Genomic DNA, 23468 nt, shown 5'->3' with positions numbered 1-23468 from the left:
GAGCTTTCACATATTTCCAGAAGGTCGCTGCAAATTGATGGGGCGACCAACCCTCAAACACCTGAAATCGTTCGGAACATTGGAGATTTCGATGAGCGAGAAAACATTTGTCGAACCGGTCTATGTGAAGACCACCGACGGGCTGGTTGAGGAGATCGCGGGGCTGGAAGATGCGCTCGATTTTCTCTACGACTGGCCCGAAACCAACCGGAGCACCATTCACGCCACCGCGGTTGATACCTGCGAGGAAGCCTATGACGAAGGTCGCCCAATCCTGGCGGCGAGGAACGCTTTCGTCGGCTTCGCCAAATCTGTTGGCATTCTCGAAAAAAGTCCAAAGCCCCTGCCGTCGTTGACGCTGACGGCTGTTCCAAGCGGCGGCCTGACGGCGTAGCGATATGCATGGGAGGTTCCGATGCTCTCGCAGCCTTTCAAAGAACCGGTCCGCGTGTGGGTAGGTCTGGGCTTCCCCCGGCAACTCAACTCCGTCGTCGACGCCTATCAGTTCGCGACGGAATATTGCGGCAACAGCCCGGAACAGCGCGCTGCAATACGTGCCTGCAAGGCGGCGTTGACCGGAGAGATCGATCCAGAGACTGCGCGCGGCGTCTTCGTGGCGTTTGCCAAGAAGAAGGGCCTGATTGCCGAGGACTGGATCCCGCCGCCCATCAAAGGCGGACGCAGCAGCCACGTCTGAATTGATCGGGGCGGTCGTAATCATGCGGCCGCCCTCGCCAAGCTCGGCGAGCTCGTGCTACGCATCCGCTCATGGGGGATCATCAGAAAGACGTGGGCTGGGGCCCGCCGGTTATTTTTGCGCTCGTAGCTGTTGCAGCGACGGTCGCTTTTGCGCTGTGGCCGAACTGGCAGAACTACTGCCCTGCTACCGAGGTGCTGGCCGAGTGCTCCAGGCAATGGATCAGTGCCCTGAGCGGTTGGGCAGCAGCTATTGCCGCTGCGATCACGATTTTCGTCCTTTTCAAACAGATCGCTCAAGACGCCAAGTTCAGGAAGGAGGATCGCGTTAGCAAAGCTCGGTCGGTATGCGAAATCGTTGCCCTGGATTTGATCGCAACGGCGAATAGGCTTCGCCTCATGAGTAATGAAGGAGATGGCGGCCCGAGCCTTTCTGAGGTTGCCACCAATCTTATCGCTGACATCGTACCCATTGACCCGGTTATGGCCGTCATGGTTCAGCGGCACAGCCTCGAAGTGGCAAAAGTTGACAACGTTTTTGAACAAGGGCGCCCTGCCGGTTTGCCAGGATTGGCCACGTACTGGACCGGAATTTCCCGGGCCGAAATGCTCGCGATTGCATTTCGTGCCGACGTTCTGGCTCACAGTTTTGCGGAGTGTAGCAAGCAGCTCAAAGAGGCTGGGCAGGTTACTAACATATCTCCGAAAACCACCTCCATTGATGAAGCTTGCGAAAAATACGGTGTCAGCCGTGCACACCTGACGTACTTGATGGCCCTCGGCATAGGCCCCACAACCGAGAACTAGATCGACCGCTCCCATCACGCCGCCCTCGCCATCATCATGCGGTAGGTCTGGGTCCGCTCTCCGGCCATAGCCACCCCGACGGCCTCCGCGGCATCAGCATTCTTCACATCGATCCGCAGTAGCCGGCAGCGATCAACAGCCGCCTTCTTCCACTGTTTCTCCTCGACGGTATCCTCACCCTCCTTCTCGATGAGCTTGATCGGAGGCTTGAAACCGGTGCCGAAGAAGCACTTGCGCCACGTAGATGATGGGATGGTCTCCCAAGGCTTCTTGTAAGCGGTGACGATCACGACGGCCGCGCCAACGAGCCCGTACAGAAGCATCTGGTTTGGATTGACCGTTTGAATGACCCTCGGGCCATACATGGTCTGGATGGTCTTCTTGAACGTCTTGACGTTACGGAGAGGTTCCTCGATCGCAACGAAATCCGGGCGCATCTCCTTGAACATCTCGTGCAGTTGTTTTCCGAGCGAAGCCGCCTTTTCTTCGGGGCTTTCTCCGATCGCCCTAATCAGGCCAGTCTTGATCGAAGCGAGCGACGAGCCGGGCTCGTACCAGGCGAAGCCGGTTGTGGTTGCGATGTCGAGGCCGAGAATGATCATGCCCGCACCTCCAGAGTGTCGAGGGCACTCACTTCCGCCGCTATTGCGAGGCAGGATGATCCATGAGCACAGGAAAGTTCCAAACCCCGGTTGCCGTAGCCGACGTCAATTCGAGGATTTCCCACTTGGTTTCCACCGTGGGGGAAGCGGCGGATTTCCTGTTCGACAACTGGCCCGGCCACGACAGTCAACTCTGGACCGATGCAATGAACCGTTGTGAAGCGGCCAAGTCTGGAACGACAAGCATAGCGCTGGCGCGGGCAGACTTTATCAAGGCCGTCGAGCAGGCCGGTATGACGGTTGGTCTTGCACTTCGCTGGCGATAGCATCAGGCGGCTTCCTCGACGGAGAGCTGCGCGTCGTTTTGAAGGCGACGGTGAGCAACGGCGACAAACTCTGGCTTGTTTTCGATCAGCATGCCCGCCCCTCCGAACGCTCTTTCGCCTCAATGGCGGAATACGGTGAGTGATGACCGCAAAAAGATTTCGCGTTCCGATCGTGATCTACGCTCACAACCCGCGCGGATTTGTCCTCATCAACTCGATGGAAGAAGCGTCGAGGTTCCTGTTCGACAATTGGACAGACAACGACTCCAAGGCGTGGAGCGACGCCATGCACAAGTGCGATGGTGACGGGGAACCTGCTGATGCAAGTGAGGCATTCCTGGCGGCTCTGCAGCAGGCTGGAATAGCGGTCGATAAGTCCCTTCGGCTGTACTGAGGTCATCAGGCGGCCTCCTCACGTGCAGGAACAAGGCCGAGCCTTGCCCTCGCGATCTCTGCGTAATCAGGGTTGAGTTCGATCATGATGCTGTCGCGGCCGTGCTGTTCGGCTACGAGCGAGACCGTGCCAGCACCGCCGAATGGGTCGAGCACCTTGCCCGGCTCACGGCCAAAGACTTCGCAGATCGGTCCGCAGCCGTTGGGCGCACCACAGCAGCCGCAGACTGTCTCGGGCGTGCCGGCAAGGATGCAGCGTTCAGCGAGGGCTGGAGGGAAGGTCGCGAAGTGCGCCTGGCGAAAGGCCTTCGGCGCGATGGTCCAAACATTACGGGAATTGCGTGTTTCCACCAGTTCGGTGGTCGAAGCATGGAAGCTTCCCTTGGCCTTGATGTTTGAATTTTCAGGTGCCGACTTCGGGGTCACGCCCGGTTGGCTTCGGTACTCCGCTGAAGTGCGGCCGCTCCGGTTGATGGTACCGTGCGAGCCCGGCTTAGTATCCCACCCGCCCGGCACCTTGATCCTACCGCGGCCACGAGGATTTCCGGCAACTTCGTCTTGATGCCCCCAGCCGACACCTGTGTCGGTACCCCGAGCTTTTGCGCGGCGATGCGCACCACCTGTAACAGGCTCCCGAATAGCCTCGTGATTGTAGAAATAGTCCTCGCCCTTCGTAAGCAGCCACACCTTCTCATGCGCGACTGTTGGGCGATCGTAGACGCTTTCCGGCATGGGATTGGGCTTATGCCATATGATTTCGCTGCGCACCCACCAGCCGTCCTCCTGCAGGGCGATAGCAAGGCGGTTTGGCAACATGCAGAGATCTTTGGGTTTCAGCACACCGCCTACCGTCGAGAACGGCTTGTCTCGAAATGTCCGGTCGTCGTTCTCGACGTCGGCAGCTGCACGCCCGTTCGGCGCCGAAGCATAGCAATCGCCGTAATTGAGCCAGAGCGTGCCTTGGGGCTTCAGCACGCGTCGGACCTCGCGGAACACTCGGACCATGACGTCGAGATGTTCGCCAATTGTAGGCTCAAGGCCTATCTGGCCCTCAACGCCGTAGTCGCGCAGACCCCAGTATGGAGGCGAGGTGACGACGCAATCGACGCTTTTGGCCGGAATCGAGCCTAGCTGATCAAAGACGTCGCCGATGAGTACCTGAACGGTCACGGCTTACTCCGCCAAAAGCTCGATTGCGCCGAGGTTGTAGGTGACAAGCTTTTCATCACTGGCGATGGCTTCGGCCGCACTCAATTTGGCGTCCGCTTCCTGCTCCGCGATCTGAGCCATCTCCGTTTCGAACCGGCCCTTGGCGATGCGACGGGCCAGTGCCAGGTTGGCCAACTCGGCTTTGAGCGAGCGCTTGCGGTCGGCAATGCGCTGCTTGGCGACGGCAGCCTCGCGCCGGTGGACATCGGCCAATTGCTCGAGCTCGCTCAACACGCGGCGGCCTGGGAAATTGACCACGTTCAACTCTTCGGCCAATTCGTCTTCGATGTTCATGGCAATGGCGTTCATGGTCACACCTTCAGGTGAGTGCCCGCGCAGTGCAGGCGGATGGAAATTCGAGGAAGGTCAGCGCGCCGAAATCGCATGATGATTGCCGCGGCGCGCATGACGCGGGCGATATTCACTCCGCCGCTTCGCGCTGGTCTTCGAATGGATCGTCGCTGTCGTGGCCGGCGATGAGTTCCGCGGCATCGTCCTTCAAGCGAAGCTGCCGGATGGCGAAGATCGCGCGCTGGCCACGGTGCCATGCCTCGGCATAGGCCTGACCCTCCGGGCTCGCTTCGTTGTAGGGATTGGTCAGGCTGTCGCCGCGCATGCCGGCTTCTTCGCCGTCGCGTGATGCCCGCTCGACGCCGTCAGCGCGGTCTGCCAACAGATCCAGTTGGGTTCCGACAGGCATACCGGCGAACGCCATAGCCTGCATCTTGGCGTCGACTTCGGCCTTGAGCTTGGCTTGGCCTTCCGGCGTCTGCGCCAGATCGTAGTCCTTGATCTGCGCAAGGCCGAAGTCGCCGAGATCGGCTTTGATGGTCTTGCCGACCAGCTTCAGCTTGGCATCGGCTGCCTTCTTGGCCGCAAGCGCCTCGTGGTAGTCGGACCTGTTCATGAAGAACAGCACCCGCTTGGTGTCGGTGCTCACTTCACCGCTGTTGTGGCCTTCGCCGGCCGCCATTTCTGCACGCTTTGCCATGTCAGTTTGCTCCTTCGGGATATGCCGCTTGACGGCTGGTGACGAATGCCTCGAAGCCAAGGTTCACTTCGTGCGCGACGTGCTCACCGAAGTCCTTCGCAACCTCGGCGGCGTCGGCCTTGTCGATTTCTGGATCGCTGAGGAAGAGAGCCGACGCGGCGACCAAGGCGCTGTAAGCACCATCGGCGTCGTTATGTTCGAGTAGTAGTCGGGCGATTTGGTTCGCCAGATCTTCGTCTCGCCCCTCTGGGTCTAGGTGCTTGTTGAGCTCAGCCCTTGCGGCCATTTCTCGATCGAAATCGGCTGTTGCGGACATGCGTGTTCTCCTCAAAATGGGATATTTGCGCCTTTCTCGGCGTCGGTCGGGGGACGCTTCACAATGGGGACTGGCTCGACGGGTGCGATCAGGCTGGCGTAGGCGTCGACGCAGGCGAGAACGGTGAAGACGTCTCCGGGATAGTTGCCGGCGAGCCGTTTGGCCTCAGTCTGCGCGGCTTCCTTCGTCCAGTGCGGCACGGTCGGAGCGCGACCGCCGAAGGACCAGACCAACCAGAATTTGGTTTGCTGCTTCGACATCACTCACCCCTCAATTCCGGGGCGATCCACAGCGCCAATGAACGCGCGCATCGCAGCAAGGAACGGGCGATGGAAATTCGGATCCATGTCCGCAAGGAGGTCGGCTGCTGTGTCGATGAGGTCTTGGTTTGCGCGCAGTTCTTCTCGGCCATAGCGGAGTCCCGTCGTTTCTTCGATTTCGCGGATTTCATCGGCGCTAAGCGATATGCGGGGATGTGCGTACCAAGCGTCTCGCGTGCGGTTGGCTCTCCAGCCAAGGCGGCGCGCAGCGATCCGCAGCCTGGCTTTCACTGACCCGATGGACGGGGGCGCGATGTGGTTCCGCAGCGCGTGCTGCGCGAAATCAACGCTGGACATGTTGGATTTCTCCGACGCCTTTTCGGACATTTCCGATTTTCCTTTCGCTATCTCTGTGTCCGTCAGAGACAGCGACTGAGCCGGCGAAAACCGGCGAAAAGTCCAAAGCGGGAATGAAGGCCAATGCGCGATCACAGGAGCCGCCAAGCATCAAGGAAAGCGCATCAACTGATATTGCCGTTCCCCGGTTGGGGACGGCGAAGGGCTGACAACGACGACGATCCCTTCTCATGGCCGCACCTGCCAGTGCGCTGTGAACTCGCAGGGTTCGAGGTCAACAGCGGAACGCAATTCAGCAGCAAGGTCGCGTTTCGCGGCCTGACGCTGAGCGATGCGATTGCGAGAAGCGGCCCTGCCCAAGGCATAGCCGACCATGCCCGTCACGATCGGTAAAAGCGCGAAGATGAGATCGGCAAAGGTCGTGATCATGCTGCGGTCCTCACCACAGTGATCGCCCGAGCATGATGGGGAAGACGGGCGATGAAGCCTCTTTCCTCCAGTCCTTTGACCATTCGAGCGATGCCGGATTTCGATGCCAGGGCGAGCTCTGCCTTCATCTGGTCGTAGGAAGGCGCGACCCCATGCTCTTCAATGTGGCGGCTGATGAACTTGAACAGTTCATGCTGCCGCGGAGTGAGGCCGCCAGGAGCCGAAGACGAAACAGACCAGTTTGCGTTGATGAGCCGCGCAATTTCGCGAGCAAACCTTGGCCGGGATTTGATGAAGGCGCGAGCCTCCTGCTCGAAGCGTGTCATGCCGGCTCTCCCACGTTGACCTTTGAGGGATTGAGCATTTGCGTGAAGCAGCTGATGTCGGTCTGGCGAGGCTGAACCGGGCGGAAGTAACTCGCCTCGTAGCCACGATAGAAATCGTCCGTATCCGGGCTCGGATATTCGACGAGATCGATCATCGTGTAGCCGTCAACCTCGTAGATGAAGCTGACCGTGCAAACCTCGTTCAAAGCTGGGCGCGGTGGACAATCGTCATCAAGCTGTACGCAGACGACCTCCATGCCGACATACCAATCGAGGTGGCTCATGCTGCCGCTCCTTGGATCGATAGCCGGGGCAGCGAGACCCAATGACATTCAGCCTTTTCGGTGAGGGTGCTCGAACCCAAAGCCACCCGGTTCGGAACTCGCATGGCGTATGGCCGGATCGAGTAGGTTTCCGTCAGCGCGATTGGATCGCGTTCTTGGGAACGCTCCTCGGGTTTTTCCCGCACCGACGGCACCACGATGCAACCACGGGCTCGGTCACGATTGAAGTTGACGCGCTCCCGGCGATGCTCCGCATAGACCGGATCGACAGCGCAATGGACTGTGCTGGCAGTGAACCCGAACTTCTCGCCGATCTCCGTGAAGGTCTCTCCCTCATTGCGGAGCCGCTTCATCTCGGCGCGCATGGCTTCGGTCACATGATTGGGCTTCATGCCGCCCTCGCCGCTTGGATCGCTTCTGCCCAAAGCCTGACCTGCTCGTCCCTCGGGCGCTTGGCCCAAGCCATCGTGCAGTCGAAACATTCGTTCCGGCTGTGCACGAGATGACAGGTTTCGGGCTTCTGACAGCGTGGATTGTTGAAAGGGTTGGCCGCAGCGGGCGGGAGGGGAACCGGGGAGGTTTCCGCTGCGGCCGTATCCGCAGGTTTCGCGTCGGCCAACTGATCCGTCGCTACTGGCTGCGAATGGGAATTGGATGCGGTCTCTCCCGCCGTCACACCACTTCCGGCGGCTGCTCGCTCGCGGGTGTCGCTAGGCGTCTCTCCGCCCGTCTCGCCAGATACATGCGGCGTCCCATGCCTGCCCGTTCTCGTGTAGGCAGAACTACGTCCGGTCCTCTCCACATTTACTTCCGTTGCAGGAACCGGCAGCCCGCCCAGAAGCTCGTTTGCCCCATCGGGCGAATTGGTTGCGCCGACTTCCACGGCGCTGCTGGCGCGCTCTACGCTGCGATCTACATCGGAGCCTCCCGCATTGGCGCGGCCGTCTATGTTGATGGACGCAATATCGACGGCGTTGCTGTTGGGCTTGCATGCCTCCGCGCCGTGCGTCCCGGCCTTCGGCTGTTCGAGGAGATCGTTCCAGGCAAGGAAGTGACGGCGAGCGAGCGGCCCTGCCCTGTCCCATGCTGCCTGCAAATCGGAATACTCGCGATCCGCGTCGCCCGTCTCCGGCTTGTCCTTCACGACGCCAGCGGCACGGTGGACATCAGCCTTGGTTGGTGCGCGCCCCTCGGCCAAGGCTTCGGAGATCGCCTGCTCTACCTTCTCCTCACCTGCTTCCGCAACCTTGCGCCATTCGCCTACGCGCTGGCGGGAAACGCCGAGATCGGCCAACGTAGCTCTATTGTCCGAAGCCGGGACATTTGCAGTGCGACCGGGCTTGGCGACTTCACCCGCCGCCTGCCCGCGATCGATCTCGCTCGCCATGCGGATTTCAGCACGGGTGATGATGCGCAGACAGTCAGCGTGGCTTTCGTTCGCAGCCTTAGTCACCTTGGCGTAGTGCAAGGCGAGTTCTGCGGCGGCCTTAGCTTCCAGCACCTCGGCGGAGGTCTTGGCCTCGGCCAGTCGACGGGATGCTCGGTCGATCAGCGATGGAATGCTGTTCGCATCCACTTTCGCCACAGGCACCGCCGCCTCGCCCGACTTGATCGCGCCGTAGGTGATCATGCGGCCACCTGCTGCGAACGGATTGGCTGATGATCAGCGAGACCTGCGAATTTCAGGAGATAGAAAACATGCTCGCCGGCTGGCGTAAGGCGGTAAATCCACTTCACCTTCACACCAGAAGGAAGTCTGGTGCCGATCATGGGATTGTGTTCGACAAGGCCGCGCTTGATCAACGCTTTGACGGTCGGGATGAATGTTCCCCGTCCCGACCTGCTCTGCCATTGCGATGGCTCACCCTTGAAGCCAAGATACACGACCATCGATGCTTGATCGTGGCTAAGCGCAATGTGGAACGCCATTCCGGTCGTGTAGTTCGCGAATGCGTCGGACCAGCTCATGCCGCCTGCTCCGGTGCTGGAGTGGCACGGCGCGTGGCAAGCCATTCGTACGTGATGCCCGGGATACCCTTGGCTTCACTGGCGGCGATGACCTTTGCCCAATGCTCAGGAGCGATGCTCCCGCGGTCCCGCATCTTTCGCGCGGCTTCGTATCCACAATCAACATCGGTGGCGAACTCGGTCAGTTTCGACCAGTTCGCAATCAGCTCAGGGATGGAACCGGGAGTGCTCATGAAATGCATTCGTACATAACGTACGACGGAAGGTCAATACGAAATCGTACACCTTGGACGATTGATTTCGGCCAATCTGTACGAATGAAGGAAGAACCTCGCCTCCGATTGCAGCAAGCAAGAGCCAATGCAGGCTTCGCCAGCCCGACTGACGCCGCGCGCGCTTTCCGAGAAATCAATCAGAACACTATGATCAGCCACGAGAACGGCAACCGACCGATCTCTCGCAAAGCAGCCGAGAAGTATGGTCGCCTATTTGGCGTCGAGCCTGGCTGGATCCTGTTCAACGGCGGCGTGACGTCTGAAGAGGTTGAAGGGATTACGGAAGTCCCGGTCCTCTCGATGGTGAGCGCCGGTAATTTGCGTGACCAGCCCGGTGTGACGGCTTCCGACATCGAGCGCTGGATCAAGGTCGCCGATCTGCCTGCTGGTGACTGGCTGGCCCTGATTGTGGAAGGCGATTCGATGGATCGAATTGCGCCTGACGGATCAACCTTGCTGGTGAACCGCGCCGATGAGCGCCTGATCGACGGACGCTACTACGTCTTCTCGCACGGTGGCGGTGCAGCAACGTTCAAGCGGTACCGTCGTAATCCTGAGCGGCTGCAGCCGTTCTCAACGAACCCAGATCACGTTTCGATCCCGGTCGAGGGCGAGCTTTACGTTTTTGGCCGAGCTCGCAGAGTGTTGGTCGATATATGAACACCGTCCCGGTCAGTCCTAAGATCTATCACATTGTCAATTGGGACCGGCTTAGTTCGATTGTCGCTACAGGCAAGTTGCTGAGCGATTCTGAAATCGTCAAACGGCAATTGCCCGGCACCACAATTGGGATGGGCTCAATTAAGGCGAGGCGGCTGCAGCTTCCTGTCAAGTGCTACTCGAATGCAACCGTCGGGCAATTCGTGCCTTTCTATTTTTGTCCGCGGTCGGTGATGCTCTACGTCATTCATTGCGCCAACAGCCCAGAACTCACGTACAGGGGCGGGCAAGGGCCCATCGTCCATTTGGAATGCGATCTCAACAAAGTGATCCAGGAATTGGACGCCGTCGAGCATAGTTGGGCTATATCTAGTTCAAACGCGGGGGCTGCCTATTCAGGCTTTTGGCGCGACAAGGCGAAGCTTTCCGACCTCAACTGGAATCATATTGCTGCCAATAAGTGGCAGGAAGCTGCCATCAAAGAAGCGAAACAAGCGGAATTCTTAGTGTATAAGAGTTTCCCATGGCGCCTCGTGGATCGAATTGGTGTCCAGAATCAAGCGACATTCAACGCGGCCACGAACGCGATATCGCAAGCCGCGCACAAGCCTGCGGTCGTAATAGAACGCAACTGGTATTACTGAGGAGGGCATGGTGGTCGAATTTCGTACCGGCAACATCCTCGATGCTGACGTGGATGCGTTGGTGAATACAGTAAACTGCGTTGGCGTGATGGGACGCGGTATCGCGCTCCAATTCAAGAACGCCTATCCTGATAATTTCAAAGCGTATGAGGCTGCCTGTAGTCGTAAGGAGGTCCAGCCTGGTCGCATGTTCGTGTTCGAAACCGGAAGGTTCAGTCCTCGCTTCATCATAAACTTTCCGACGAAGCGCCATTGGCGTGGCAACAGCCGAATAGAAGACATCAAGAGCGGGTTGGTCGATTTCGTCGATGTCATTCGGTCGCGCAAGATCAAGTCGGTTGCTATCCCCCCGTTGGGTGCAGGACTCGGCGGTCTGAAATGGACTGAAGTGCGTCCTTTGATTGAGAAGGCAGTTCAAGAACTGCCAGACACCGACGTCATCATCTACGAGCCATCAGGCGCTCCGGATTCTGCGGCGTTAGCAAGGAACCGTCCCGTTCCAGATATGACTCCGGGGCGGGCAGCATTGGTCGTGCTACTTCAGCGCTATCTCAACGGGCTTATGGACCCGTTCGTAACTCTCCTTGAGGCTCATAAGCTTTTGTTCTTCATACAAGAAGCTGGGCAACCACTCCGCCTGCAGTTCAATAAAGGCAACTATGGCCCTTATGCTGAAAACCTACGGCATGTTCTCAATGCAATAGAGGGCCATTTGATCGCCGGCTACGGTGATGGAGGCGACGAGCCGGGTAAGTCTTTGCGACTCGTTCCTGGCGCCTATGAGGAAGCTGACAAATTCATCGCCAACGATGATGCAACGAGGCGGCGGTTCGACCGGGTCGCGCGCCTAGTCGACGGCTTCGAGACGCCTTATGGGTTGGAGCTCCTTGCTACTGTCTACTGGCTCGCCAAGGTCGAAGGTGCGCCAACCCTTAGCAAGGTGAAAGACCTCGTATATCAGTGGAACCATCATAAACGACGCTTCTCGCCTCAAGAGTTGTCGCTGGCATATACGACACTGATTGAACGCGGCTGGCTGGACGCGAAGAAGCCAGCAACCATGACGCCGAAAGACGTCGCCAAGCCCAGCATCGGCACACAATTGCACGCATAGGCCATCTCAGCGGATTTTTGCGGGTTGAGGTGAGATTTCTTCCGACGGTATGCGGTGGCAGCCACGGAATACCAAGATCGGACTATGACTGCGGCTTCCGACACCGAAGCCAGCCGATCGGAACACGGTTTTGCTGAACCAAGGGCCACCCCCGCAGTACGAAAGACGCTGCTCGACCAAGAACATAACGAGTACAAAATGCCTGTGAAAAGCGCCTGAGGCAATGAGCACGCGCGATCATTCGATTGTAGAATACAAGCTCTGGATGGAAACCCGTGGTGTCTGTGACGAAGACGTAGCCACGGGCTTCCGAGTACCAGATGGCGCTATGCCCGCAGGCTGGAGATGGGCTGCAACCCGTCTCCAGTTCGCGCCACCCCAATACTGCGCGCAAGTAGCAATTTCTGCAACTGATGTGCATGTAATGCACACAACATTCACTTCAAGCCACGCGACAAACCAGACAATTGGTGAGGGACGGTCCCAGCCAACGCTGCTCATTTATACGCCTCGGAAATCGTCGGCATAACGATTCCCTTTCCCCATATTGCAGTCCCGGCAGAGCACCTGGAGATTAGATTTCATGAGCCGCAAATCCCAGTGTTTTGAAATCGGCTTAATGTGGTCGACTTCGATCCGACTATCTGCAGCAGTCGCGCCACACAGCTCGCACCGTGCGCCGCGATCCTTCAAGACCTCGTAACGAAGCTGGCGCCACTGCCAGCCAAGCAGAAACGTCTTCGTTCGATCCAGTTTTCGATACTTCTTCGCAACGTGGAATGGCCGTGCGCTGTCATCCTTCACGAAATTTGATGGATCCAGATTGGCCACGTGCTCCGCCAACGCGTTGATCATAGCGGCATGCCACGATTTCCGATCTGGGTTCACATGGTCCGCAATGTCGGGAAAGAACCTTCGAAATCGCCGGCCGAACTGCGCGGGTCGCGCCCACGGAAGCATCTCAACATTATGGTGAGTGAGAAATCTCTCCAGCACTATCTTCTGTTCTGTTTCTTCCATCTTCTCCCCTGCCCTTTTCTCCTTTTTAGGAACTCCAAGGCTTCTCGGAACACGGCGCAGTAACCCCTTGGACCCGGAAACGACCGAGCCAAGGGTGCTACACGGATCAGGACGCTCCTGAGTATTCTGCGGTATCCGTGCATCCCCGCCTGCCCATATGTCGGGCTGGACCACCTGCGGTTCATGGTCGGTTTCTTTTGGCTGGTGAGCCTCACGCGCCGGGGCCGATCTCCCGTTGTCGTTGCGCGCCCTTCTCACCTGATTGCCGGTGAGCCGCTTGCGGTCCCTGCCCTTCGACTTTGCCCACGGACGGACAACCACCGCACCCTACTGCACGAGCACTCCAACCTACGCCGGCATGCTGTGAGGCCATCCCTTTCGAGGTAGGCATTCCGTGGCGTCGGGCAACTCGATACCGACCCGACACGCTCATCCTTAACCGTACAAAAAATACGACGCAACAAGAATCGTACAAAACGTACTTGCTATCATATCGTACATTTGGTACGACACATCATCAGCCACGAAGAAGCGCCCAGCGCCGATCTGGCTAACCGCCGGCACTCAGCGCCTTCGCCGATCTGCCGGAAACGATGAGGACGCAACAGCCATGAAGATCGTCTCCCGCCCTGAGTTGTTCACCGTTGTCGCCGGCTACGACCTGCTGGCGGCGATGGAGGCCGAAACAGATGCAGTTGTCCAAAACCGCAACGGCTACCGCGACAGCGAGCAGGTCTGCGAGTTGCAGCAGAGACAAGCCCGTCGCGGGATCGTCGGTGTCGAGATTGTCGCCAGCAATTACGGGGCATCAGTTCGCTACGACAGCGGCCTGCAGAACTTCGGATTGCTGGCCGGTTCGCGCTCCGGTCAACTCGACGGGACTTTGGAAGATGCGGAGCGCTTTGCTCGCGAATGGGTCTCACACGATCCGGAGCGTCGTTATGCGTGGCGCCGCACACCGCGCCCCGTCGCCAAGGTGGAGGCCTGACCGATGCCACGCCTCACCAAACCCCTCCTGATCGCGATGCTCGCCGCGCTGGACGCCGCCCTTGCTGGCGACGGCTTCGACAATGGCGACTTTGCCGGGATGGATCGCAGGCATTTCGAGCGCGCCAGCCAGTGGGTTGATGAAGAACTCGCTCGTCGCGCCAAGAAAGAGGACTGATCACATGCGCCTCCCCTACGCCCTCACCATTCGCGATGAACTCCTGGATATCGACCTGATCGCCGACTTCGAGTGCGAGCTCGAGGTTTCAGTCGAGCGCGACGGCTTGATCACGATCGACGCCGTGTATGTCGACGGTCGCAGCCTTTCGCAGGGCACGCCATGGGCTCGCTCTATCGCAGGCGAGATCGCAAACGATGCCGAGACCAAGCTGAACACGGTTGGCAATCCGCTTCGTGAGCGGGTGCTTGAGCGGGAGGCAGCGTGATGCAGTTCGTAGCCCTCAAGGTCATCGGACCGTCTGTTCTTGGCGCATCTGGCAGCTACCACATCGCAACTGTCAGCCGGCACATGGACAACCCTGAGGCGTACGCGGCGCTCTTCGCCGCAGCACCGGACCTGCTTTCCGCCCTCAAGGAATGTGCGCTTGAAATCGCACAAATCCGCAATCGCAGGCTGACGTGGGGCGAGCAAGTTGCCCTTGATGCGGCTCGTGACGCCATCGCCAAGGCAGAGGGGCGCTCCTGATGGAGACCCTCCTCAAGGACCTCTGCGCCAAGCACGGGCTGACCTCGATCTCGGCCATGATCTTCATGGAATTCGACCGCTTGCCGATGACCGTCTACGTCCATTGGAACGGCGATGATGGCCGGTGTGAATGCGCCGGCAGAAATGGCAACACCTTCGACGAGGCCTTTGAACTGGCGCTCCACACCATGGCCGAGCGCCGCACGCCGAGGGCTGCGTGATGCGCATCTTCGAATTAACTGGCCGCGCCGCCTCAACAGGCGTACGTTACCGGGAGCAGCATTCCCGAACCTCATGCGGCATTTTGCGGTTCGGAGGGAATGGCCGGGTTGAGCTGCCCCATGCGAGCAGCCCGGTCACCCAATTCCTGTCACGCGCTGACGAAGCGCTTTCCTCCATCTGCAACCTTCTCGCCCTGCATCCACGGATCGCATGCGCCCTGCTTTGCGCGCTGATCCTGCTTGCCGGACAACTGGATTGGTATCTGCCATGAACAACATCAACGACGGTGGGCCGGCCTTTCCGCAGCACGATTTGAGCGGATACGGAATGGGCCCTTCCATGCGCGGGCCGCAGTGGACCGACCCATACAACCCGCCAGAAGATTTGAAGTACACGGTCGAAGGGATGAGCGTGCGCGACTACTTCGCAATCCACGCCGACATTTCCAAGTTCGAATTTCACAACGCGGATGACCTTGCTGATAAGCTTGGAATTGCTCGCATCGACGGCGAAGACGCAAACGACGCCATTCGCTTCGGCTGTGAAGTTAACGCGATCCTCCGATACCGCCTAGCCGACGCCATGCTCGCCGAGCGGGCGAAAGGCGGTGCGTCGTGATCGACCCGCCCGCCTCCAAACCTGTGCTTTGCGCGATTTTTCACAACCGCCTCTGATCACCTGACCATTGAGGAGCAGGCATCATGAACACCCACGTCGACATCGATCACGATCGGTTTCAGTCCATCGGCTCAATCGCGAATGCCCTGGTAGGCAACATCCGCAAGGAACGCGTCTGGGATGGCAAGCCGATCTCGGAGCCGGGGATCTACAGCGGCATTTCGCTCGAAGATTATCACGGCAACCGCGATCTGTTGGACGGTCCTTCGATCTCCAAGAGCATGCTGAAATGGCTGGTGCCAGCCCATGGCGGAAGCCCGAAGGCATTCTGGGGTCGCTGGAAGTGGAACCCGGATCACATCACGCCGGAGACGACAAAGGCGCTCGACTTCGGAAAGGCCGCGCATTGCCTTCTGCTCGGTGACGAAGTCTTCGAGGAGCAGTTCGTCGTCCGTCCCGATACATATCCCGACGAGAAGACCGGCAACTTCAAGCCTTGGCACCCTTCGTCGAATGTTTGCAAGGGATGGCTGGAAGCGAACGCCAAGGGCCGAACTGTCATCAGCCGAGATGACCTGAAACTGATCGAGCGCATGCGCGCCGACGCCGCACAGCATCCCTTGATTCAGGATGGCATCCTCAACGGCCGCATCGAACGGTCCATGTTCTGGAAAGACCCGAAGACCGGTATCTGGCTCAAGGCTCGACCGGACGCGATCCCGCGCGCCGATGGCGTCTTTGCCGACCTGAAAACGGCCTCCAGCTTCGACGAGGAATTCCTTGAGAAGCAGATTTTCGACGCCTGCTATTACCTGCAGGCTGCGATCACCCGCATGGTCTGCCGCGGCCTCGACGTGCCATTCGACACCTTCGCCCTGCTCTACATCCTCAAGGATGACGTGCCGGACACCACACATGCCGAGGTGTCGGTACACGAGATCGACCGAGGCGAGCAGGTTGTCCGCTGGTCGCTCGACAAGATCCGCGAATGTCTCGACAGCGGCGAGTGGCCCGGCGCCCGACCGTTCAACGACGGCACCCGCCATATCCAGATGAAGCCTTGGGCGAAAGAGAAGATCGACCGCTTCCTCGAGCAGGAGGCGGCTTGATGGTCCGCCTCCTCATCATCGTCCTGTACCTGCCAATCATGATCTACGCGATCGCGGCTCGCCTCGTGACTGGAACGCGATCCGCCCTTTGGTTCGCCTGGAACGACTGCCGGATAGAGCACGACGCAATGCGCCGCAGTTGGCGTCTCAACCGCTTAAAAACCGAGGATTTCGAATGAACCAGCTCGTACCTGCTGATCAGACCTCTACGCGCGAAATCGGCATCATGGCTGGTGCTGGCGGGGCTTCTATCGCACCGCAGAACCTTGGCGAGGTTGTCAGGTTCGCTGAAGTGATGTGCCGAGCCGATATCGCCCTGCCCAAGCATCTGCGCGGCAATGCCGGCGCCTGCATGGCCGTGGCGCTCCAGGCCATGGAATGGAACCTCTCTCCATTCGCGGTTGCATCCAAGTCCTATGCGGTCAACGGGGCCATCGCTTACGAGGCCCAGCTCATCGCCGCCGTGGTCAATACACGATCGGGCATTCAAGGCCGCCTGAAATACTTCTTTGAGGGTGAAGGCTCTGAACTGACATGCCGTGTCGTCGGCATCCTCGACGGCGAAGAGTGCGAATACACTTCGCCGACCATTGGATCGATCACGACCAAGAACTCCCCGCTCTGGAAATCCGATCCTCAGCAACAGCTTGGCTATTTCTCGGCCCGGTCATGGGCACGTCGCCACTGCCCGGAAGTCATCCTTGGCGTCTATGACCGGGAAGAGGTCGAGCAGTTCCGCGGATCTGAAAACGCGCGCGACGTAACACCGACTCTGGCCGACAGGTTGAAGCTGGCCAAGATCGAGCAGCACGAGGCCGTACAGGCACAGGAAGGCTTCTCGGCGGCAGGTATGCCCGGCGAGACCGCAGCGCTCACTGGCGAGCCAGCCAGCACCCAATCCGAAGACAATTCCCAATCGTCGGATACCCCCGCCGACGACAACGGCAGCGACGGCTCCCCGTCCCCCGAGCAAACCGTCGCTGCCGGCCAATCAGAACCAGCCGATGAGGCTGATGAGGAGGAAGGCGCACCGGAAACCGACCCGGACAAGCCCGCTGATGGTCAGCAGGCAGCGTCTTCCTCCGAACCTATCTCCGCCATGAAGCGCATGCTCTGCGAGGAGCTTGTCGACAACATGCTCCGCGACGCCTTCAGCGAGCCCGCGATCGAGCGGCCGGCGAAGATCGACAAGCTGCGCAACGTCTTCCTCGAGCCTCAGAACCTGGGCGACGCCCCCGACTTCGTGAACCTGTGTCACGAGACCGCTCGACGCGTGATCGGCAAGCCCGGTGAGCGTGATCGCGCCCATTCCTACCTCATGGCCAAGATCCCGGCGGGAGGTGTGTGATGGGCGGAGTCACCGCAATCTCGTGGTGCGACCACACGTTTAACCCGTGGATTGGCTGCACGAAGGTCTCACCGGCATGTGACGGCTGCTATGCCGAAGCCCTGATGGACAAGCGCTATGGCCGCGTCGCATGGGGCGGCCCTGGCAGAGGCGTTGGAACGCGTGTCCGCACCAGCAAGGGCAACTGGCACCAGCCTATCCGATGGAACAAGAAGGCCGAGGCTGACGGCACGCGTCCGTTCGTGTTCTGCTCCAGCCTTGCCGATGTATTCGACAACCAGGTGCCGACCGCATGGCGCACCGACCTTTTCGAGTTGATCCGTTCGACACCGCATCTTGTTTGGCTGCTCCTGACGAAGCGGCCGCAGAACATCGTGCGGATGTACGGAGCGGCCTTCGATATGCCGTGGCCTCGCAATGCAGCGATCGGAGCGACCGTCGAGGACCAAGAGCGCGCCGACATCAACGTGCCGGCACTGCTCGAAGCCAAGGCCGAATTGAAGCCGGCCTTCGCCTTCCTGTCATGCGAGCCGCTGCTTGGCCCAATCCAGATTGCCGAGTACCTGCCGAACAAGCTTTGGAACGACCTGCCATCGTGGAACCAACCTGAAATCGACTGGGTGATCACCGGCGGCGAGACCGACCAGGGCGGCCACAAAGCGCGCCCAACGCATCCTGACTGGTATCGCAGCCTGCGCGACCAATGTGCCGAAAGTAAAACGGCCTACCACCACAAGCAGAACGGCGAGTGGCTGGCTTGGGGACAGGTTTTCGACGAGGGCGAAGGTCTCGTTCAGAACATGCTCTCGTTCGGCAAAGACCCGGCTCGTTTCCAGAACCTCAACGGCGAGATCGTCAGCAAGATCGGCAAGCACCGCTCTGGTCGGCTTCTCGACGGCGTCGAGCACAACAATCGACCGGATGTGGCGCCATGAGCCGCCCCGTCCCTGAATGGATCGGCAAGCACCACGGCGTGAACATCCCGCCGCGTGTTCGCCAGCGTATCTTCGACCGAGACAACGGCATCTGCCACCTGTGCAAGCTGATGATCAAGCCGGGCGAGACCTGGCAGGCTGATCACGTCATCGCCTTGATCAACGGCGGCGAGCATCGCGAGACGAACCTCGCTCCGGCTCACAGTCATTGCCACGTCGGCAAGTCGGCCCGCGATGTGAAGGAAAAAGCCAAGGTCGCTCGTGTCCGCCAGAAGCACACCGGCGCCGTCCGGCCGCTCGGCAAGATCCAATCGCCCGGCTTCGCCAAATCCCCAAAGCAACCGCGGATCGATAAGTCGGCGCTACCGCCGCTTCCGCTATCGCCATTGATGAGGCTCGCCCGCTCATGACCCAGACACCCAAAACCTGCCAATCCCCTGACATGATTAGCCCCATAGCGGGAACGGATCGTGATGAGACAGCGAACGTCGCGCCGTGCCCATTCTGCGGAGGCGGGCCGACAATAACCGAGAGGGCAGCAACAGAAGCCGAGCGCCATTCTTTCATGTGCTTCATTGCGTGCATGTGCGGTGGCTATAGTGCCCGTGCGCATCAATATGGCGGCGGAGAGACCAAGGCCGAAGCGCGAGAGATCGTCTCCACAGCCTGGAACCGCCGTGCCGCTCCCACCCTCCCGGCAGACGTAAAGCTGCTTGTCCGCGAATTGACCGATAGGGCCGAATGGCGCGCTTTGAATGAAGGCCCTTTCACCAAGGAAAACCTTGTCGAGTTTCGAGCCGCCACCGCCCTTACCGCACAAGCCGCCCTGCTCGATAGAGCAAGGGAGGTGATCAAGCCGTTTGCGGCAATCGCAGCCGAGTACTCGGATCAGGAAGACGACGGATTCCAGGTCTGGACGGACTTCGACGTTCTCGGCGCCACGCTACCGTTGAAGATTTTCCGTGCCGCCTCCCGTCTTCATCATGAAATGGCGGAGGGGTGAGCAGATGGCGCGCGTTCTCATCGGTTGTGAGACCAGCGGTATCGCTCGCCGTGCCTTCGAAGCTCTCGGGCATGATGTGTGGTCGTGCGACATCGAGCCGGCAGAAGACCGGACGAACAGGCACATCATCTGCGATATCCGCGATGGCATCCTAGACGAAGGTTGGGATTTGCTCGTCGTAATGCATCCGCCGTGCACTCGGCTTTGCAGATCGGGCCGCAGGTGGATGAGTGGGCCGGGCCTTTGGACGCCTCCCAAGCAGTTACCAGTAGGCCGGACATGGGATGATCTGAAAGCCGAATTCGAAGAAGGCGTATCGATCTTCACTGCATGCTGGAAGGCGCGGATCAAGCGCAAGGCAGTCGAAAATCCCGAAATGAACGACCTCGCCAGGGCGCGAATGCCGGCGAACCTCCCGGCGCCGCACATCGTCCAGCCCAATTGGTTTGGGCATCCTGAGTTCAAGGCGACCGGCTGGTATCTCGATAATCTGCCGGAACTCCAGCCGACCGACATGCTGGAGCCGCCGGAGCGTGGCACGGAAGAATGGAAGCAGTGGAACCGCGTCCATCGCATGCCGCCCGGCCCTGAGCGCTCCCGCCTGCGAAGCAGATCCTTCCCAGGAATGATGGCCGCAGGCGCTGCCCAATGGGGCGATTTCGCAAACGACGAGCTTATGAGGGAGGCAGCATGATGCCTAACACCGCTGATATAGCCGCACAGGCCCCGTTGACGCCCGAGGAAGTTGCTGACCGAGTTGGCGTAACGCCGACTTCTGACATGCGCCCGTTTGTCGTTGAAGCGGTCAGATTTGCCCGCGCATCTGATGTAGCACTACGCCTAGCAGCGATAGAGCCGCAGGCGGTGGCGATCGAGGTCTGCACTTGGTGCAAAGGCACAGGAGCCGAAGCCGACTATGTTGGCTACGACATGAAGTGCGTTCCTGTTGACTGTTCGAAATGCAACGGCACCGGCAGCGTCCCCGCCTCAGATGAGAGAGCGGTGGAGGCGGAACCAGCCCTCAGCATTGCTCGGGCGGCAGCGAACGAAATGCTTGCGGCCAATACCCAATGGCGGCTTGATCCGAAATACATTCTCACGATCTGCGATGCACTTGAAGCCGCCCTCGCCGCCGTGCCCAAAGCACAGCCAGTGCAGGGCTGGCAGACGATGGACAGCGCGCCGAAGGATGAGGAAGTGCTTATCGCCTACTGGCGTTGGCGCAACAGCGTATCGACCGGATCAATCGTCGTGCAGTCCGCGAGCCAGACACAGTTTCACGGTGATGACATTTGGTCTTGGGTTGTCAGTGACAACAAGCACGGCCCCTTCCCAATACGGGGCTGGTCAGATGGAGACATGATCGGCTGGATGCCGCTCCCCGCCGGCCCTTCCTCGAAGGAGACGGCGAAATGAGCGCAGCTCCTTCCAAATCACAACACGTCTATGTCGAAGTGTCTGGCCTGACGGGCTCCGGCAAATCGGCCGTGATAGGCGAAATCGAGATTGCCCTGCGCGCCATCGGTCTCGAAGTCATCACGGACCGCGATTTTCAAGCCGAAAAGAACATGACGCACGCCGACTGGCAGGATGCGCTTGACCTCTACAAGCCTGTCGTCGTTCTCCGCGAACGCAACATTCCGCGTCCCGCCAAGGAGGATGCGCGCCATGGCTAGGCAGGCCGAAGATCGCACCCAGGCTGAGGCGCTGCGCATTGCTGAAGCGCACCTGAAGTCCAAAGGATGGAAATTCTCACCGGCTGACGTTGGAAAAACGGCGGCAGAGATTGTGACGGCCATGCGCGCCGCTTTGGCGAAAGAGGCACAGCTATGAGCGCTACCAAGTCGAGCGAACACCAGATCACCGAGGAGGACATTGCTGCTATCTGGGGGCAATACGCCCAATGCTATTTGGCCGAATTACTCAACGGGAAATACTCTGTGGAGGAAGTTCGCGCCGATGCACTTGGCCTGATCGGCAGCAAATTCGACCCTCGCCAAGCAGGCCGCGCCGCTCTAGCCAAGGAGGCGCAGCCGTGAGCGGATTGACACAATGGCATCTCGACAACTGGCGAGACTCCGATTTTCGAGAACACATCCCGGCTGTTCGGTCCACAATTGCCGACCTCCAGCGCCAGCTATCCGAAGCCCAGACGCTGGAACTCGAACATCAGGCAACCATCCGTCATTTGAAAGCGGAGAGGGATGAGGCGGTTCGCCGTCAGAAGGAAATGGATCGTGAGAGCTTTGGCCTGCGAAAGTCGTACCGTACCGAACATCGCCGCACCACAGCCGCCGAAGCCGACCGCGACCGCTACAGGCGTGGTCTCGAAACGCTGGCATGCACCTTTTACAAGGATGACCAGTATCAGGATTACGCCAAGCACGTTCTTGATGCTGCCCGCGCCGCTCTCCAGGGAGAGCCAAAGCCATGACCAAGATCGTCCGTTTCACGAAAGCCGAATTGGCCGCGGCCGCAAAGCTCTGCAAGGAGCATGGTGTCGTCGTGAGATTGAACCGGGACGGTGACGTGTTCGTCTTCCCCGATACCCACAAGCCTGACCCCGTTGACATTTCAGCCGACGACGACCTCGATGCTGAGCTTGCGGCATTCGAGGCTAAGCATGGTGACGGTTGATTTGAAGCGGCTGCACATCGTCAGGGCGAAGGGCCGTGAGTATGTGTATGCTTGGCGCGGCGGGCCCAGGATCGAAGGTGTGCGAGGCACACCCGAATTCATGGCCGCCTACAATGAGGCGGTAGCCAACCATCGCATTCCCGACAAGAAGCGCTTCCGCTCAGTCGTGGTTCGCTACAAAGCGAGCCCGGCTTATGAAGGTCTGGCTGCATCAACGAAGCGCAATTGGTCGTCGTGGTTGGAACGGATCGCCGAGTACTTTGGCGACCTCCACACCAAGCAATTTGACCGTCCCGACAAGATCCGCCCCATCATCCGCAAATGGCGCGGCAAGTATGCCCAGACGCCTCGCACCGCCGACTATGGCCTGCAGGTGCTGTCGCGCGTCTTGGCCTACGCGGTCGATCCTCTTGGGGAGCTAGGCGCGAACCCGTGCGAGGGGATCAAGCAGCTATACAGTAACTCCCGGGCGGACATCATTTGGACCGACGACGACATCGCCAGGATCAAGGTGCATTGCTCGGAAGAGGTGCAATGGGCGATCGACTTGGCTGCCCACACAGGCTTGCGCGCCGGCGACTTGGTCAAGGTCTCATGGTCGCATGTGGGGAAGGATGCGATCATCATTCGCACGGGCAAGTCCCGCGGACGCAAAGAGGCTATCATCCCGCTCTACCAGGAACTGCGCGACCTGTTGTCGCGAATCCCGAAGCGATCGGCCGCGATCCTCACCAGCAGCTTGAAGAAGCCGTGGGCCAAGGACGGCCTTGGAAGCCGTTTCGTTGAAGCGAAGACCAAGACATGGCCCGAGGGAACGGACCTTCACTTTAATGACTTCCGGGGCACGGCCGCGACCAAGTTCTATATCGCGGGGTTCAGCATCCGTGAGATCGCCGAGATGATGGCTTGGGAGGAGGAGAGCGTCAGCAAAATCATCCGCCGCTACGTCAGTTTGACGGCAGCGCTACAGGACAAAATCAAACGCCTGGACGAGTTCCGCGAGCGCTGAAAACAGCGATTTTCGATTTTACACACCCCAGCATTCCCAACGGGTTCAGAGTTGCCGATTTGGGCGAGTTTTACAGCAAGGCACTGAAATCTCTCACTTGCCTCTAGCTTCCCAAGCTGAACGCGCGGGTTCGATTCCCGCTACCCGCTCCAGCTTTGATCCGATCGGGCATTTCCGGCGTATAGTCGCCAAATGTCCTCTGCGTCGCCGAATACAT

44 protein-coding genes are annotated in these 23468 nt (G+C 59.4%); 29 read left to right on the top strand and 15 right to left on the bottom strand.

The window, feature by feature from the left end; genetic code table 11:
• Positions 1-91: 91 nt before the first annotated feature.
• The 3 genes from ACFJIU_RS07165 to ACFJIU_RS07155 all read left to right on the top strand — a co-directional run bounded on the left by ACFJIU_RS07165 (position 92) and on the right by ACFJIU_RS07155 (position 1503).
• Positions 92-394 (top strand): DUF982 domain-containing protein, encoded by a 303-nt coding sequence (locus ACFJIU_RS07165; RefSeq protein WP_379069274.1) that lies wholly within the window; start codon positions 92-94, stop codon positions 392-394.
• Positions 395-415: 21 nt separating this feature from the next.
• On the top strand, positions 416-697 hold the full coding sequence (locus tag ACFJIU_RS07160) for a DUF982 domain-containing protein (RefSeq protein ID WP_379069273.1): 282 nt from the start codon (positions 416-418) through the stop codon (positions 695-697).
• A 71-nt stretch (positions 698-768) separates the two neighbouring features.
• Positions 769-1503, top strand: coding sequence for a hypothetical protein (locus ACFJIU_RS07155; protein WP_379069270.1), 735 nt, complete (start codon positions 769-771; stop codon positions 1501-1503).
• A 14-nt stretch (positions 1504-1517) separates the two neighbouring features.
• Here ACFJIU_RS07155 and ACFJIU_RS07150 read toward each other — a convergent pair whose 3' ends face one another.
• Positions 1518-2105 (bottom strand): hypothetical protein, encoded by a 588-nt coding sequence (locus tag ACFJIU_RS07150; RefSeq protein WP_379069267.1) that lies wholly within the window; start codon positions 2103-2105, stop codon positions 1518-1520.
• A 62-nt stretch (positions 2106-2167) separates the two neighbouring features.
• Here ACFJIU_RS07150 and ACFJIU_RS07145 point away from each other — a divergent pair, with 62 nt between their 5' ends.
• Positions 2168-2431 carry a DUF982 domain-containing protein gene (locus ACFJIU_RS07145; RefSeq protein WP_379069264.1) on the top strand — a complete coding sequence of 88 codons (264 nt, stop codon included), beginning with the start codon at positions 2168-2170 and terminating at the stop codon, positions 2429-2431.
• Between the two features lie 142 nt (positions 2432-2573).
• Positions 2574-2825, top strand: a complete 252-nt coding sequence (locus tag ACFJIU_RS07140; RefSeq protein WP_379072996.1) for a DUF982 domain-containing protein — start codon at positions 2574-2576, stop codon at positions 2823-2825.
• Positions 2826-2830: 5 nt separating this feature from the next.
• Here the strand turns inward: ACFJIU_RS07140 and ACFJIU_RS07135 are convergent, their stop codons facing one another.
• The 13 genes from ACFJIU_RS07135 to ACFJIU_RS07075 all read right to left on the bottom strand — a co-directional run bounded on the left by ACFJIU_RS07135 (position 2831) and on the right by ACFJIU_RS07075 (position 9197).
• Positions 2831-3994: a DNA-methyltransferase gene (locus ACFJIU_RS07135; RefSeq protein ID WP_379069262.1), complete on the bottom strand. Its 1164-nt coding sequence runs from the start codon at positions 3992-3994 to the stop codon at positions 2831-2833.
• Between the two features lie 3 nt (positions 3995-3997).
• Positions 3998-4342, bottom strand: a complete 345-nt coding sequence (locus ACFJIU_RS07130; RefSeq protein WP_379069260.1) for a hypothetical protein — start codon at positions 4340-4342, stop codon at positions 3998-4000.
• 112 nt (positions 4343-4454) lie between these two features.
• Positions 4455-5024 (bottom strand): hypothetical protein, encoded by a 570-nt coding sequence (locus ACFJIU_RS07125; protein ID WP_379069258.1) that lies wholly within the window; start codon positions 5022-5024, stop codon positions 4455-4457.
• A 1-nt stretch (position 5025) separates the two neighbouring features.
• Positions 5026-5340 carry a hypothetical protein gene (locus ACFJIU_RS07120; RefSeq protein WP_379069255.1) on the bottom strand — a complete coding sequence of 105 codons (315 nt, stop codon included), beginning with the start codon at positions 5338-5340 and terminating at the stop codon, positions 5026-5028.
• 11 nt (positions 5341-5351) lie between these two features.
• On the bottom strand, positions 5352-5600 hold the full coding sequence (locus ACFJIU_RS07115) for a hypothetical protein (RefSeq protein WP_379069253.1): 249 nt from the start codon (positions 5598-5600) through the stop codon (positions 5352-5354).
• Between the two features lie 3 nt (positions 5601-5603).
• A complete protein-coding gene (locus ACFJIU_RS07110) occupies positions 5604-5987 on the bottom strand; it encodes a hypothetical protein (RefSeq protein WP_379069251.1) in 384 nt (127 codons plus the stop codon).
• A 198-nt stretch (positions 5988-6185) separates the two neighbouring features.
• A complete protein-coding gene (locus tag ACFJIU_RS07105; RefSeq protein ID WP_379069249.1) occupies positions 6186-6386 on the bottom strand; it encodes a hypothetical protein in 201 nt (66 codons plus the stop codon).
• The gene (locus ACFJIU_RS07100; protein WP_379069246.1) at positions 6383-6712 is read right to left on the bottom strand and encodes a LexA family protein; all 330 of its coding nucleotides are present in this window, start codon (positions 6710-6712) and stop codon (positions 6383-6385) included. Before ACFJIU_RS07100 ends, ACFJIU_RS07105 begins: the two co-directional genes overlap by 4 nt.
• Positions 6709-6996, bottom strand: coding sequence for a hypothetical protein (locus ACFJIU_RS07095; protein WP_379069243.1), 288 nt, complete (start codon positions 6994-6996; stop codon positions 6709-6711). Before ACFJIU_RS07095 ends, ACFJIU_RS07100 begins: the two co-directional genes overlap by 4 nt.
• The gene (locus ACFJIU_RS07090; protein WP_379069240.1) at positions 6993-7373 is read right to left on the bottom strand and encodes a hypothetical protein; all 381 of its coding nucleotides are present in this window, start codon (positions 7371-7373) and stop codon (positions 6993-6995) included. Before ACFJIU_RS07090 ends, ACFJIU_RS07095 begins: the two co-directional genes overlap by 4 nt.
• A gap of 11 nt (positions 7374-7384) precedes the next feature.
• Positions 7385-8626 (bottom strand): hypothetical protein, encoded by a 1242-nt coding sequence (locus tag ACFJIU_RS07085; RefSeq protein ID WP_379069237.1) that lies wholly within the window; start codon positions 8624-8626, stop codon positions 7385-7387.
• Positions 8623-8964, bottom strand: a complete 342-nt coding sequence (locus ACFJIU_RS07080) for a hypothetical protein (protein ID WP_379069235.1) — start codon at positions 8962-8964, stop codon at positions 8623-8625. The genes ACFJIU_RS07085 and ACFJIU_RS07080 overlap by 4 nt, the downstream gene beginning before the upstream one ends.
• Positions 8961-9197: a hypothetical protein gene (locus ACFJIU_RS07075; RefSeq protein ID WP_379069232.1), complete on the bottom strand. Its 237-nt coding sequence runs from the start codon at positions 9195-9197 to the stop codon at positions 8961-8963. The genes ACFJIU_RS07080 and ACFJIU_RS07075 overlap by 4 nt, the downstream gene beginning before the upstream one ends.
• Before the next feature lie 84 nt (positions 9198-9281).
• On the opposite strand from ACFJIU_RS07075, the gene ACFJIU_RS07070 reads away from it, so the two are divergent.
• The 3 genes from ACFJIU_RS07070 to ACFJIU_RS07060 are packed head-to-tail and all read left to right on the top strand — an operon-like array spanning position 9282 to position 11657.
• Entirely contained in the window at positions 9282-9899 is a 618-nt protein-coding gene (locus tag ACFJIU_RS07070) for a S24 family peptidase (protein WP_379069229.1), read from the top strand.
• A complete protein-coding gene (locus ACFJIU_RS07065) occupies positions 9896-10543 on the top strand; it encodes a DUF4433 domain-containing protein (protein WP_379069227.1) in 648 nt (215 codons plus the stop codon). The genes ACFJIU_RS07070 and ACFJIU_RS07065 overlap by 4 nt, the downstream gene beginning before the upstream one ends.
• Before the next feature lie 7 nt (positions 10544-10550).
• Positions 10551-11657: a macro domain-containing protein gene (locus tag ACFJIU_RS07060; protein ID WP_379069224.1), complete on the top strand. Its 1107-nt coding sequence runs from the start codon at positions 10551-10553 to the stop codon at positions 11655-11657.
• Positions 11658-12158: 501 nt separating this feature from the next.
• On the opposite strand, the gene ACFJIU_RS07055 is transcribed toward ACFJIU_RS07060, so the two are convergent.
• Entirely contained in the window at positions 12159-12677 is a 519-nt protein-coding gene (locus ACFJIU_RS07055) for an HNH endonuclease (protein ID WP_379069217.1), read from the bottom strand.
• A 610-nt stretch (positions 12678-13287) separates the two neighbouring features.
• On the opposite strand from ACFJIU_RS07055, the gene ACFJIU_RS07050 reads away from it, so the two are divergent.
• The 21 genes from ACFJIU_RS07050 to xerC all read left to right on the top strand — a co-directional run bounded on the left by ACFJIU_RS07050 (position 13288) and on the right by xerC (position 23251).
• Entirely contained in the window at positions 13288-13665 is a 378-nt protein-coding gene (locus tag ACFJIU_RS07050) for a hypothetical protein (RefSeq protein WP_379069214.1), read from the top strand.
• A 3-nt stretch (positions 13666-13668) separates the two neighbouring features.
• Positions 13669-13842, top strand: a complete 174-nt coding sequence (locus ACFJIU_RS07045) for a hypothetical protein (protein ID WP_379069211.1) — start codon at positions 13669-13671, stop codon at positions 13840-13842.
• Between the two features lie 4 nt (positions 13843-13846).
• Complete coding sequence (locus ACFJIU_RS07040) at positions 13847-14110, top strand: hypothetical protein (protein ID WP_379069208.1); 264 nt, start codon at positions 13847-13849, stop codon at positions 14108-14110.
• Positions 14110-14370 (top strand): hypothetical protein, encoded by a 261-nt coding sequence (locus ACFJIU_RS07035; RefSeq protein ID WP_379069207.1) that lies wholly within the window; start codon positions 14110-14112, stop codon positions 14368-14370. The genes ACFJIU_RS07040 and ACFJIU_RS07035 overlap by 1 nt, the downstream gene beginning before the upstream one ends.
• Positions 14370-14591, top strand: a complete 222-nt coding sequence (locus tag ACFJIU_RS07030) for a hypothetical protein (protein ID WP_379069204.1) — start codon at positions 14370-14372, stop codon at positions 14589-14591. The genes ACFJIU_RS07035 and ACFJIU_RS07030 overlap by 1 nt, the downstream gene beginning before the upstream one ends.
• Complete coding sequence (locus ACFJIU_RS07025) at positions 14591-14863, top strand: hypothetical protein (RefSeq protein WP_379069201.1); 273 nt, start codon at positions 14591-14593, stop codon at positions 14861-14863. The genes ACFJIU_RS07030 and ACFJIU_RS07025 overlap by 1 nt, the downstream gene beginning before the upstream one ends.
• Positions 14860-15210: a hypothetical protein gene (locus tag ACFJIU_RS07020; protein WP_379069198.1), complete on the top strand. Its 351-nt coding sequence runs from the start codon at positions 14860-14862 to the stop codon at positions 15208-15210. The genes ACFJIU_RS07025 and ACFJIU_RS07020 overlap by 4 nt, the downstream gene beginning before the upstream one ends.
• An 83-nt stretch (positions 15211-15293) precedes the next feature.
• The gene (locus ACFJIU_RS07015) at positions 15294-16319 is read left to right on the top strand and encodes a PD-(D/E)XK nuclease-like domain-containing protein (RefSeq protein ID WP_379069196.1); all 1026 of its coding nucleotides are present in this window, start codon (positions 15294-15296) and stop codon (positions 16317-16319) included.
• Entirely contained in the window at positions 16319-16498 is a 180-nt protein-coding gene (locus ACFJIU_RS07010) for a hypothetical protein (RefSeq protein WP_379069193.1), read from the top strand. Before ACFJIU_RS07015 ends, ACFJIU_RS07010 begins: the two co-directional genes overlap by 1 nt.
• A complete protein-coding gene (locus tag ACFJIU_RS07005) occupies positions 16495-17667 on the top strand; it encodes a recombinase RecT (RefSeq protein ID WP_379069191.1) in 1173 nt (390 codons plus the stop codon). The genes ACFJIU_RS07010 and ACFJIU_RS07005 overlap by 4 nt, the downstream gene beginning before the upstream one ends.
• Entirely contained in the window at positions 17667-18602 is a 936-nt protein-coding gene (locus tag ACFJIU_RS07000) for a phage Gp37/Gp68 family protein (protein ID WP_379069188.1), read from the top strand. The genes ACFJIU_RS07005 and ACFJIU_RS07000 overlap by 1 nt, the downstream gene beginning before the upstream one ends.
• Positions 18599-19012, top strand: a complete 414-nt coding sequence (locus ACFJIU_RS06995; RefSeq protein WP_379069185.1) for an HNH endonuclease — start codon at positions 18599-18601, stop codon at positions 19010-19012. Before ACFJIU_RS07000 ends, ACFJIU_RS06995 begins: the two co-directional genes overlap by 4 nt.
• Positions 19009-19605: a Lar family restriction alleviation protein gene (locus tag ACFJIU_RS06990; RefSeq protein WP_379069183.1), complete on the top strand. Its 597-nt coding sequence runs from the start codon at positions 19009-19011 to the stop codon at positions 19603-19605. The genes ACFJIU_RS06995 and ACFJIU_RS06990 overlap by 4 nt, the downstream gene beginning before the upstream one ends.
• Before the next feature lie 4 nt (positions 19606-19609).
• Positions 19610-20299 (top strand): hypothetical protein, encoded by a 690-nt coding sequence (locus ACFJIU_RS06985; RefSeq protein WP_379069180.1) that lies wholly within the window; start codon positions 19610-19612, stop codon positions 20297-20299.
• Positions 20296-21021 carry a hypothetical protein gene (locus ACFJIU_RS06980; RefSeq protein ID WP_379069177.1) on the top strand — a complete coding sequence of 242 codons (726 nt, stop codon included), beginning with the start codon at positions 20296-20298 and terminating at the stop codon, positions 21019-21021. Before ACFJIU_RS06985 ends, ACFJIU_RS06980 begins: the two co-directional genes overlap by 4 nt.
• Positions 21018-21281 carry a hypothetical protein gene (locus tag ACFJIU_RS06975; RefSeq protein WP_379069174.1) on the top strand — a complete coding sequence of 88 codons (264 nt, stop codon included), beginning with the start codon at positions 21018-21020 and terminating at the stop codon, positions 21279-21281. Before ACFJIU_RS06980 ends, ACFJIU_RS06975 begins: the two co-directional genes overlap by 4 nt.
• Entirely contained in the window at positions 21274-21438 is a 165-nt protein-coding gene (locus ACFJIU_RS06970) for a hypothetical protein (protein ID WP_379069171.1), read from the top strand. Before ACFJIU_RS06975 ends, ACFJIU_RS06970 begins: the two co-directional genes overlap by 8 nt.
• The gene (locus ACFJIU_RS06965; RefSeq protein ID WP_379069168.1) at positions 21435-21644 is read left to right on the top strand and encodes a hypothetical protein; all 210 of its coding nucleotides are present in this window, start codon (positions 21435-21437) and stop codon (positions 21642-21644) included. Before ACFJIU_RS06970 ends, ACFJIU_RS06965 begins: the two co-directional genes overlap by 4 nt.
• Positions 21641-22039 (top strand): hypothetical protein, encoded by a 399-nt coding sequence (locus tag ACFJIU_RS06960; RefSeq protein ID WP_379069165.1) that lies wholly within the window; start codon positions 21641-21643, stop codon positions 22037-22039. Before ACFJIU_RS06965 ends, ACFJIU_RS06960 begins: the two co-directional genes overlap by 4 nt.
• Complete coding sequence (locus tag ACFJIU_RS06955; protein WP_379069162.1) at positions 22036-22242, top strand: hypothetical protein; 207 nt, start codon at positions 22036-22038, stop codon at positions 22240-22242. Before ACFJIU_RS06960 ends, ACFJIU_RS06955 begins: the two co-directional genes overlap by 4 nt.
• On the top strand, positions 22229-23251 hold the full coding sequence (xerC, locus tag ACFJIU_RS06950; protein ID WP_379069159.1) for a tyrosine recombinase XerC: 1023 nt from the start codon (positions 22229-22231) through the stop codon (positions 23249-23251). The genes ACFJIU_RS06955 and xerC overlap by 14 nt, the downstream gene beginning before the upstream one ends.
• Positions 23252-23468 lie beyond the last annotated feature (217 nt).

The organism is Mesorhizobium sp. UC74_2 (genome assembly GCF_042701485.1).
Lineage (GTDB): Bacteria > Pseudomonadota > Alphaproteobacteria > Rhizobiales > Rhizobiaceae > Mesorhizobium.
Note: the sequence above shows the minus strand (reverse complement) of the source record. Positions and strands in the feature narration are given on the sequence as shown.

What these genes read in the sequence shown, in the direction of transcription:
- ACFJIU_RS07165 (WP_379069274.1), top strand. Translation starts at nt 92, where the DNA reads ATGAGCGAGAAAACATTTGTCGAACCGGTCTATGTGAAGACCACCGAC.
- ACFJIU_RS07160 (WP_379069273.1), top strand. Translation starts at nt 416, where the DNA reads ATGCTCTCGCAGCCTTTCAAAGAACCGGTCCGCGTGTGGGTAGGTCTG.
- ACFJIU_RS07155 (WP_379069270.1), top strand. Translation starts at nt 769, where the DNA reads ATGGGGGATCATCAGAAAGACGTGGGCTGGGGCCCGCCGGTTATTTTT.
- ACFJIU_RS07150 (WP_379069267.1), bottom strand. Translation starts at nt 2,105, where the DNA reads ATGATCATTCTCGGCCTCGACATCGCAACCACAACCGGCTTCGCCTGG.
- ACFJIU_RS07145 (WP_379069264.1), top strand. Translation starts at nt 2,168, where the DNA reads ATGAGCACAGGAAAGTTCCAAACCCCGGTTGCCGTAGCCGACGTCAAT.
- ACFJIU_RS07140 (WP_379072996.1), top strand. Translation starts at nt 2,574, where the DNA reads ATGACCGCAAAAAGATTTCGCGTTCCGATCGTGATCTACGCTCACAAC.
- ACFJIU_RS07130 (WP_379069260.1), bottom strand. Translation starts at nt 4,342, where the DNA reads ATGAACGCCATTGCCATGAACATCGAAGACGAATTGGCCGAAGAGTTG.
- ACFJIU_RS07125 (WP_379069258.1), bottom strand. Translation starts at nt 5,024, where the DNA reads ATGGCAAAGCGTGCAGAAATGGCGGCCGGCGAAGGCCACAACAGCGGT.
- ACFJIU_RS07120 (WP_379069255.1), bottom strand. Translation starts at nt 5,340, where the DNA reads ATGTCCGCAACAGCCGATTTCGATCGAGAAATGGCCGCAAGGGCTGAG.
- ACFJIU_RS07115 (WP_379069253.1), bottom strand. Translation starts at nt 5,600, where the DNA reads ATGTCGAAGCAGCAAACCAAATTCTGGTTGGTCTGGTCCTTCGGCGGT.
- ACFJIU_RS07110 (WP_379069251.1), bottom strand. Translation starts at nt 5,987, where the DNA reads ATGTCCGAAAAGGCGTCGGAGAAATCCAACATGTCCAGCGTTGATTTC.
- ACFJIU_RS07105 (WP_379069249.1), bottom strand. Translation starts at nt 6,386, where the DNA reads ATGATCACGACCTTTGCCGATCTCATCTTCGCGCTTTTACCGATCGTG.
- ACFJIU_RS07100 (WP_379069246.1), bottom strand. Translation starts at nt 6,712, where the DNA reads ATGACACGCTTCGAGCAGGAGGCTCGCGCCTTCATCAAATCCCGGCCA.
- ACFJIU_RS07095 (WP_379069243.1), bottom strand. Translation starts at nt 6,996, where the DNA reads ATGAGCCACCTCGATTGGTATGTCGGCATGGAGGTCGTCTGCGTACAG.
- ACFJIU_RS07085 (WP_379069237.1), bottom strand. Translation starts at nt 8,626, where the DNA reads ATGATCACCTACGGCGCGATCAAGTCGGGCGAGGCGGCGGTGCCTGTG.
- ACFJIU_RS07080 (WP_379069235.1), bottom strand. Translation starts at nt 8,964, where the DNA reads ATGAGCTGGTCCGACGCATTCGCGAACTACACGACCGGAATGGCGTTC.
- ACFJIU_RS07075 (WP_379069232.1), bottom strand. Translation starts at nt 9,197, where the DNA reads ATGAGCACTCCCGGTTCCATCCCTGAGCTGATTGCGAACTGGTCGAAA.
- ACFJIU_RS07070 (WP_379069229.1), top strand. Translation starts at nt 9,282, where the DNA reads ATGAAGGAAGAACCTCGCCTCCGATTGCAGCAAGCAAGAGCCAATGCA.
- ACFJIU_RS07065 (WP_379069227.1), top strand. Translation starts at nt 9,896, where the DNA reads ATGAACACCGTCCCGGTCAGTCCTAAGATCTATCACATTGTCAATTGG.
- ACFJIU_RS07060 (WP_379069224.1), top strand. Translation starts at nt 10,551, where the DNA reads ATGGTGGTCGAATTTCGTACCGGCAACATCCTCGATGCTGACGTGGAT.
- ACFJIU_RS07055 (WP_379069217.1), bottom strand. Translation starts at nt 12,677, where the DNA reads ATGGAAGAAACAGAACAGAAGATAGTGCTGGAGAGATTTCTCACTCAC.
- ACFJIU_RS07050 (WP_379069214.1), top strand. Translation starts at nt 13,288, where the DNA reads ATGAAGATCGTCTCCCGCCCTGAGTTGTTCACCGTTGTCGCCGGCTAC.
- ACFJIU_RS07045 (WP_379069211.1), top strand. Translation starts at nt 13,669, where the DNA reads ATGCCACGCCTCACCAAACCCCTCCTGATCGCGATGCTCGCCGCGCTG.
- ACFJIU_RS07040 (WP_379069208.1), top strand. Translation starts at nt 13,847, where the DNA reads ATGCGCCTCCCCTACGCCCTCACCATTCGCGATGAACTCCTGGATATC.
- ACFJIU_RS07035 (WP_379069207.1), top strand. Translation starts at nt 14,110, where the DNA reads ATGCAGTTCGTAGCCCTCAAGGTCATCGGACCGTCTGTTCTTGGCGCA.
- ACFJIU_RS07030 (WP_379069204.1), top strand. Translation starts at nt 14,370, where the DNA reads ATGGAGACCCTCCTCAAGGACCTCTGCGCCAAGCACGGGCTGACCTCG.
- ACFJIU_RS07025 (WP_379069201.1), top strand. Translation starts at nt 14,591, where the DNA reads ATGCGCATCTTCGAATTAACTGGCCGCGCCGCCTCAACAGGCGTACGT.
- ACFJIU_RS07020 (WP_379069198.1), top strand. Translation starts at nt 14,860, where the DNA reads ATGAACAACATCAACGACGGTGGGCCGGCCTTTCCGCAGCACGATTTG.
- ACFJIU_RS07015 (WP_379069196.1), top strand. Translation starts at nt 15,294, where the DNA reads ATGAACACCCACGTCGACATCGATCACGATCGGTTTCAGTCCATCGGC.
- ACFJIU_RS07010 (WP_379069193.1), top strand. Translation starts at nt 16,319, where the DNA reads ATGGTCCGCCTCCTCATCATCGTCCTGTACCTGCCAATCATGATCTAC.
- ACFJIU_RS07005 (WP_379069191.1), top strand. Translation starts at nt 16,495, where the DNA reads ATGAACCAGCTCGTACCTGCTGATCAGACCTCTACGCGCGAAATCGGC.
- ACFJIU_RS07000 (WP_379069188.1), top strand. Translation starts at nt 17,667, where the DNA reads ATGGGCGGAGTCACCGCAATCTCGTGGTGCGACCACACGTTTAACCCG.
- ACFJIU_RS06995 (WP_379069185.1), top strand. Translation starts at nt 18,599, where the DNA reads ATGAGCCGCCCCGTCCCTGAATGGATCGGCAAGCACCACGGCGTGAAC.
- ACFJIU_RS06990 (WP_379069183.1), top strand. Translation starts at nt 19,009, where the DNA reads ATGACCCAGACACCCAAAACCTGCCAATCCCCTGACATGATTAGCCCC.
- ACFJIU_RS06985 (WP_379069180.1), top strand. Translation starts at nt 19,610, where the DNA reads ATGGCGCGCGTTCTCATCGGTTGTGAGACCAGCGGTATCGCTCGCCGT.
- ACFJIU_RS06980 (WP_379069177.1), top strand. Translation starts at nt 20,296, where the DNA reads ATGATGCCTAACACCGCTGATATAGCCGCACAGGCCCCGTTGACGCCC.
- ACFJIU_RS06975 (WP_379069174.1), top strand. Translation starts at nt 21,018, where the DNA reads ATGAGCGCAGCTCCTTCCAAATCACAACACGTCTATGTCGAAGTGTCT.
- ACFJIU_RS06970 (WP_379069171.1), top strand. Translation starts at nt 21,274, where the DNA reads ATGGCTAGGCAGGCCGAAGATCGCACCCAGGCTGAGGCGCTGCGCATT.
- ACFJIU_RS06965 (WP_379069168.1), top strand. Translation starts at nt 21,435, where the DNA reads ATGAGCGCTACCAAGTCGAGCGAACACCAGATCACCGAGGAGGACATT.
- ACFJIU_RS06955 (WP_379069162.1), top strand. Translation starts at nt 22,036, where the DNA reads ATGACCAAGATCGTCCGTTTCACGAAAGCCGAATTGGCCGCGGCCGCA.
- xerC (WP_379069159.1), top strand. Translation starts at nt 22,229, where the DNA reads ATGGTGACGGTTGATTTGAAGCGGCTGCACATCGTCAGGGCGAAGGGC.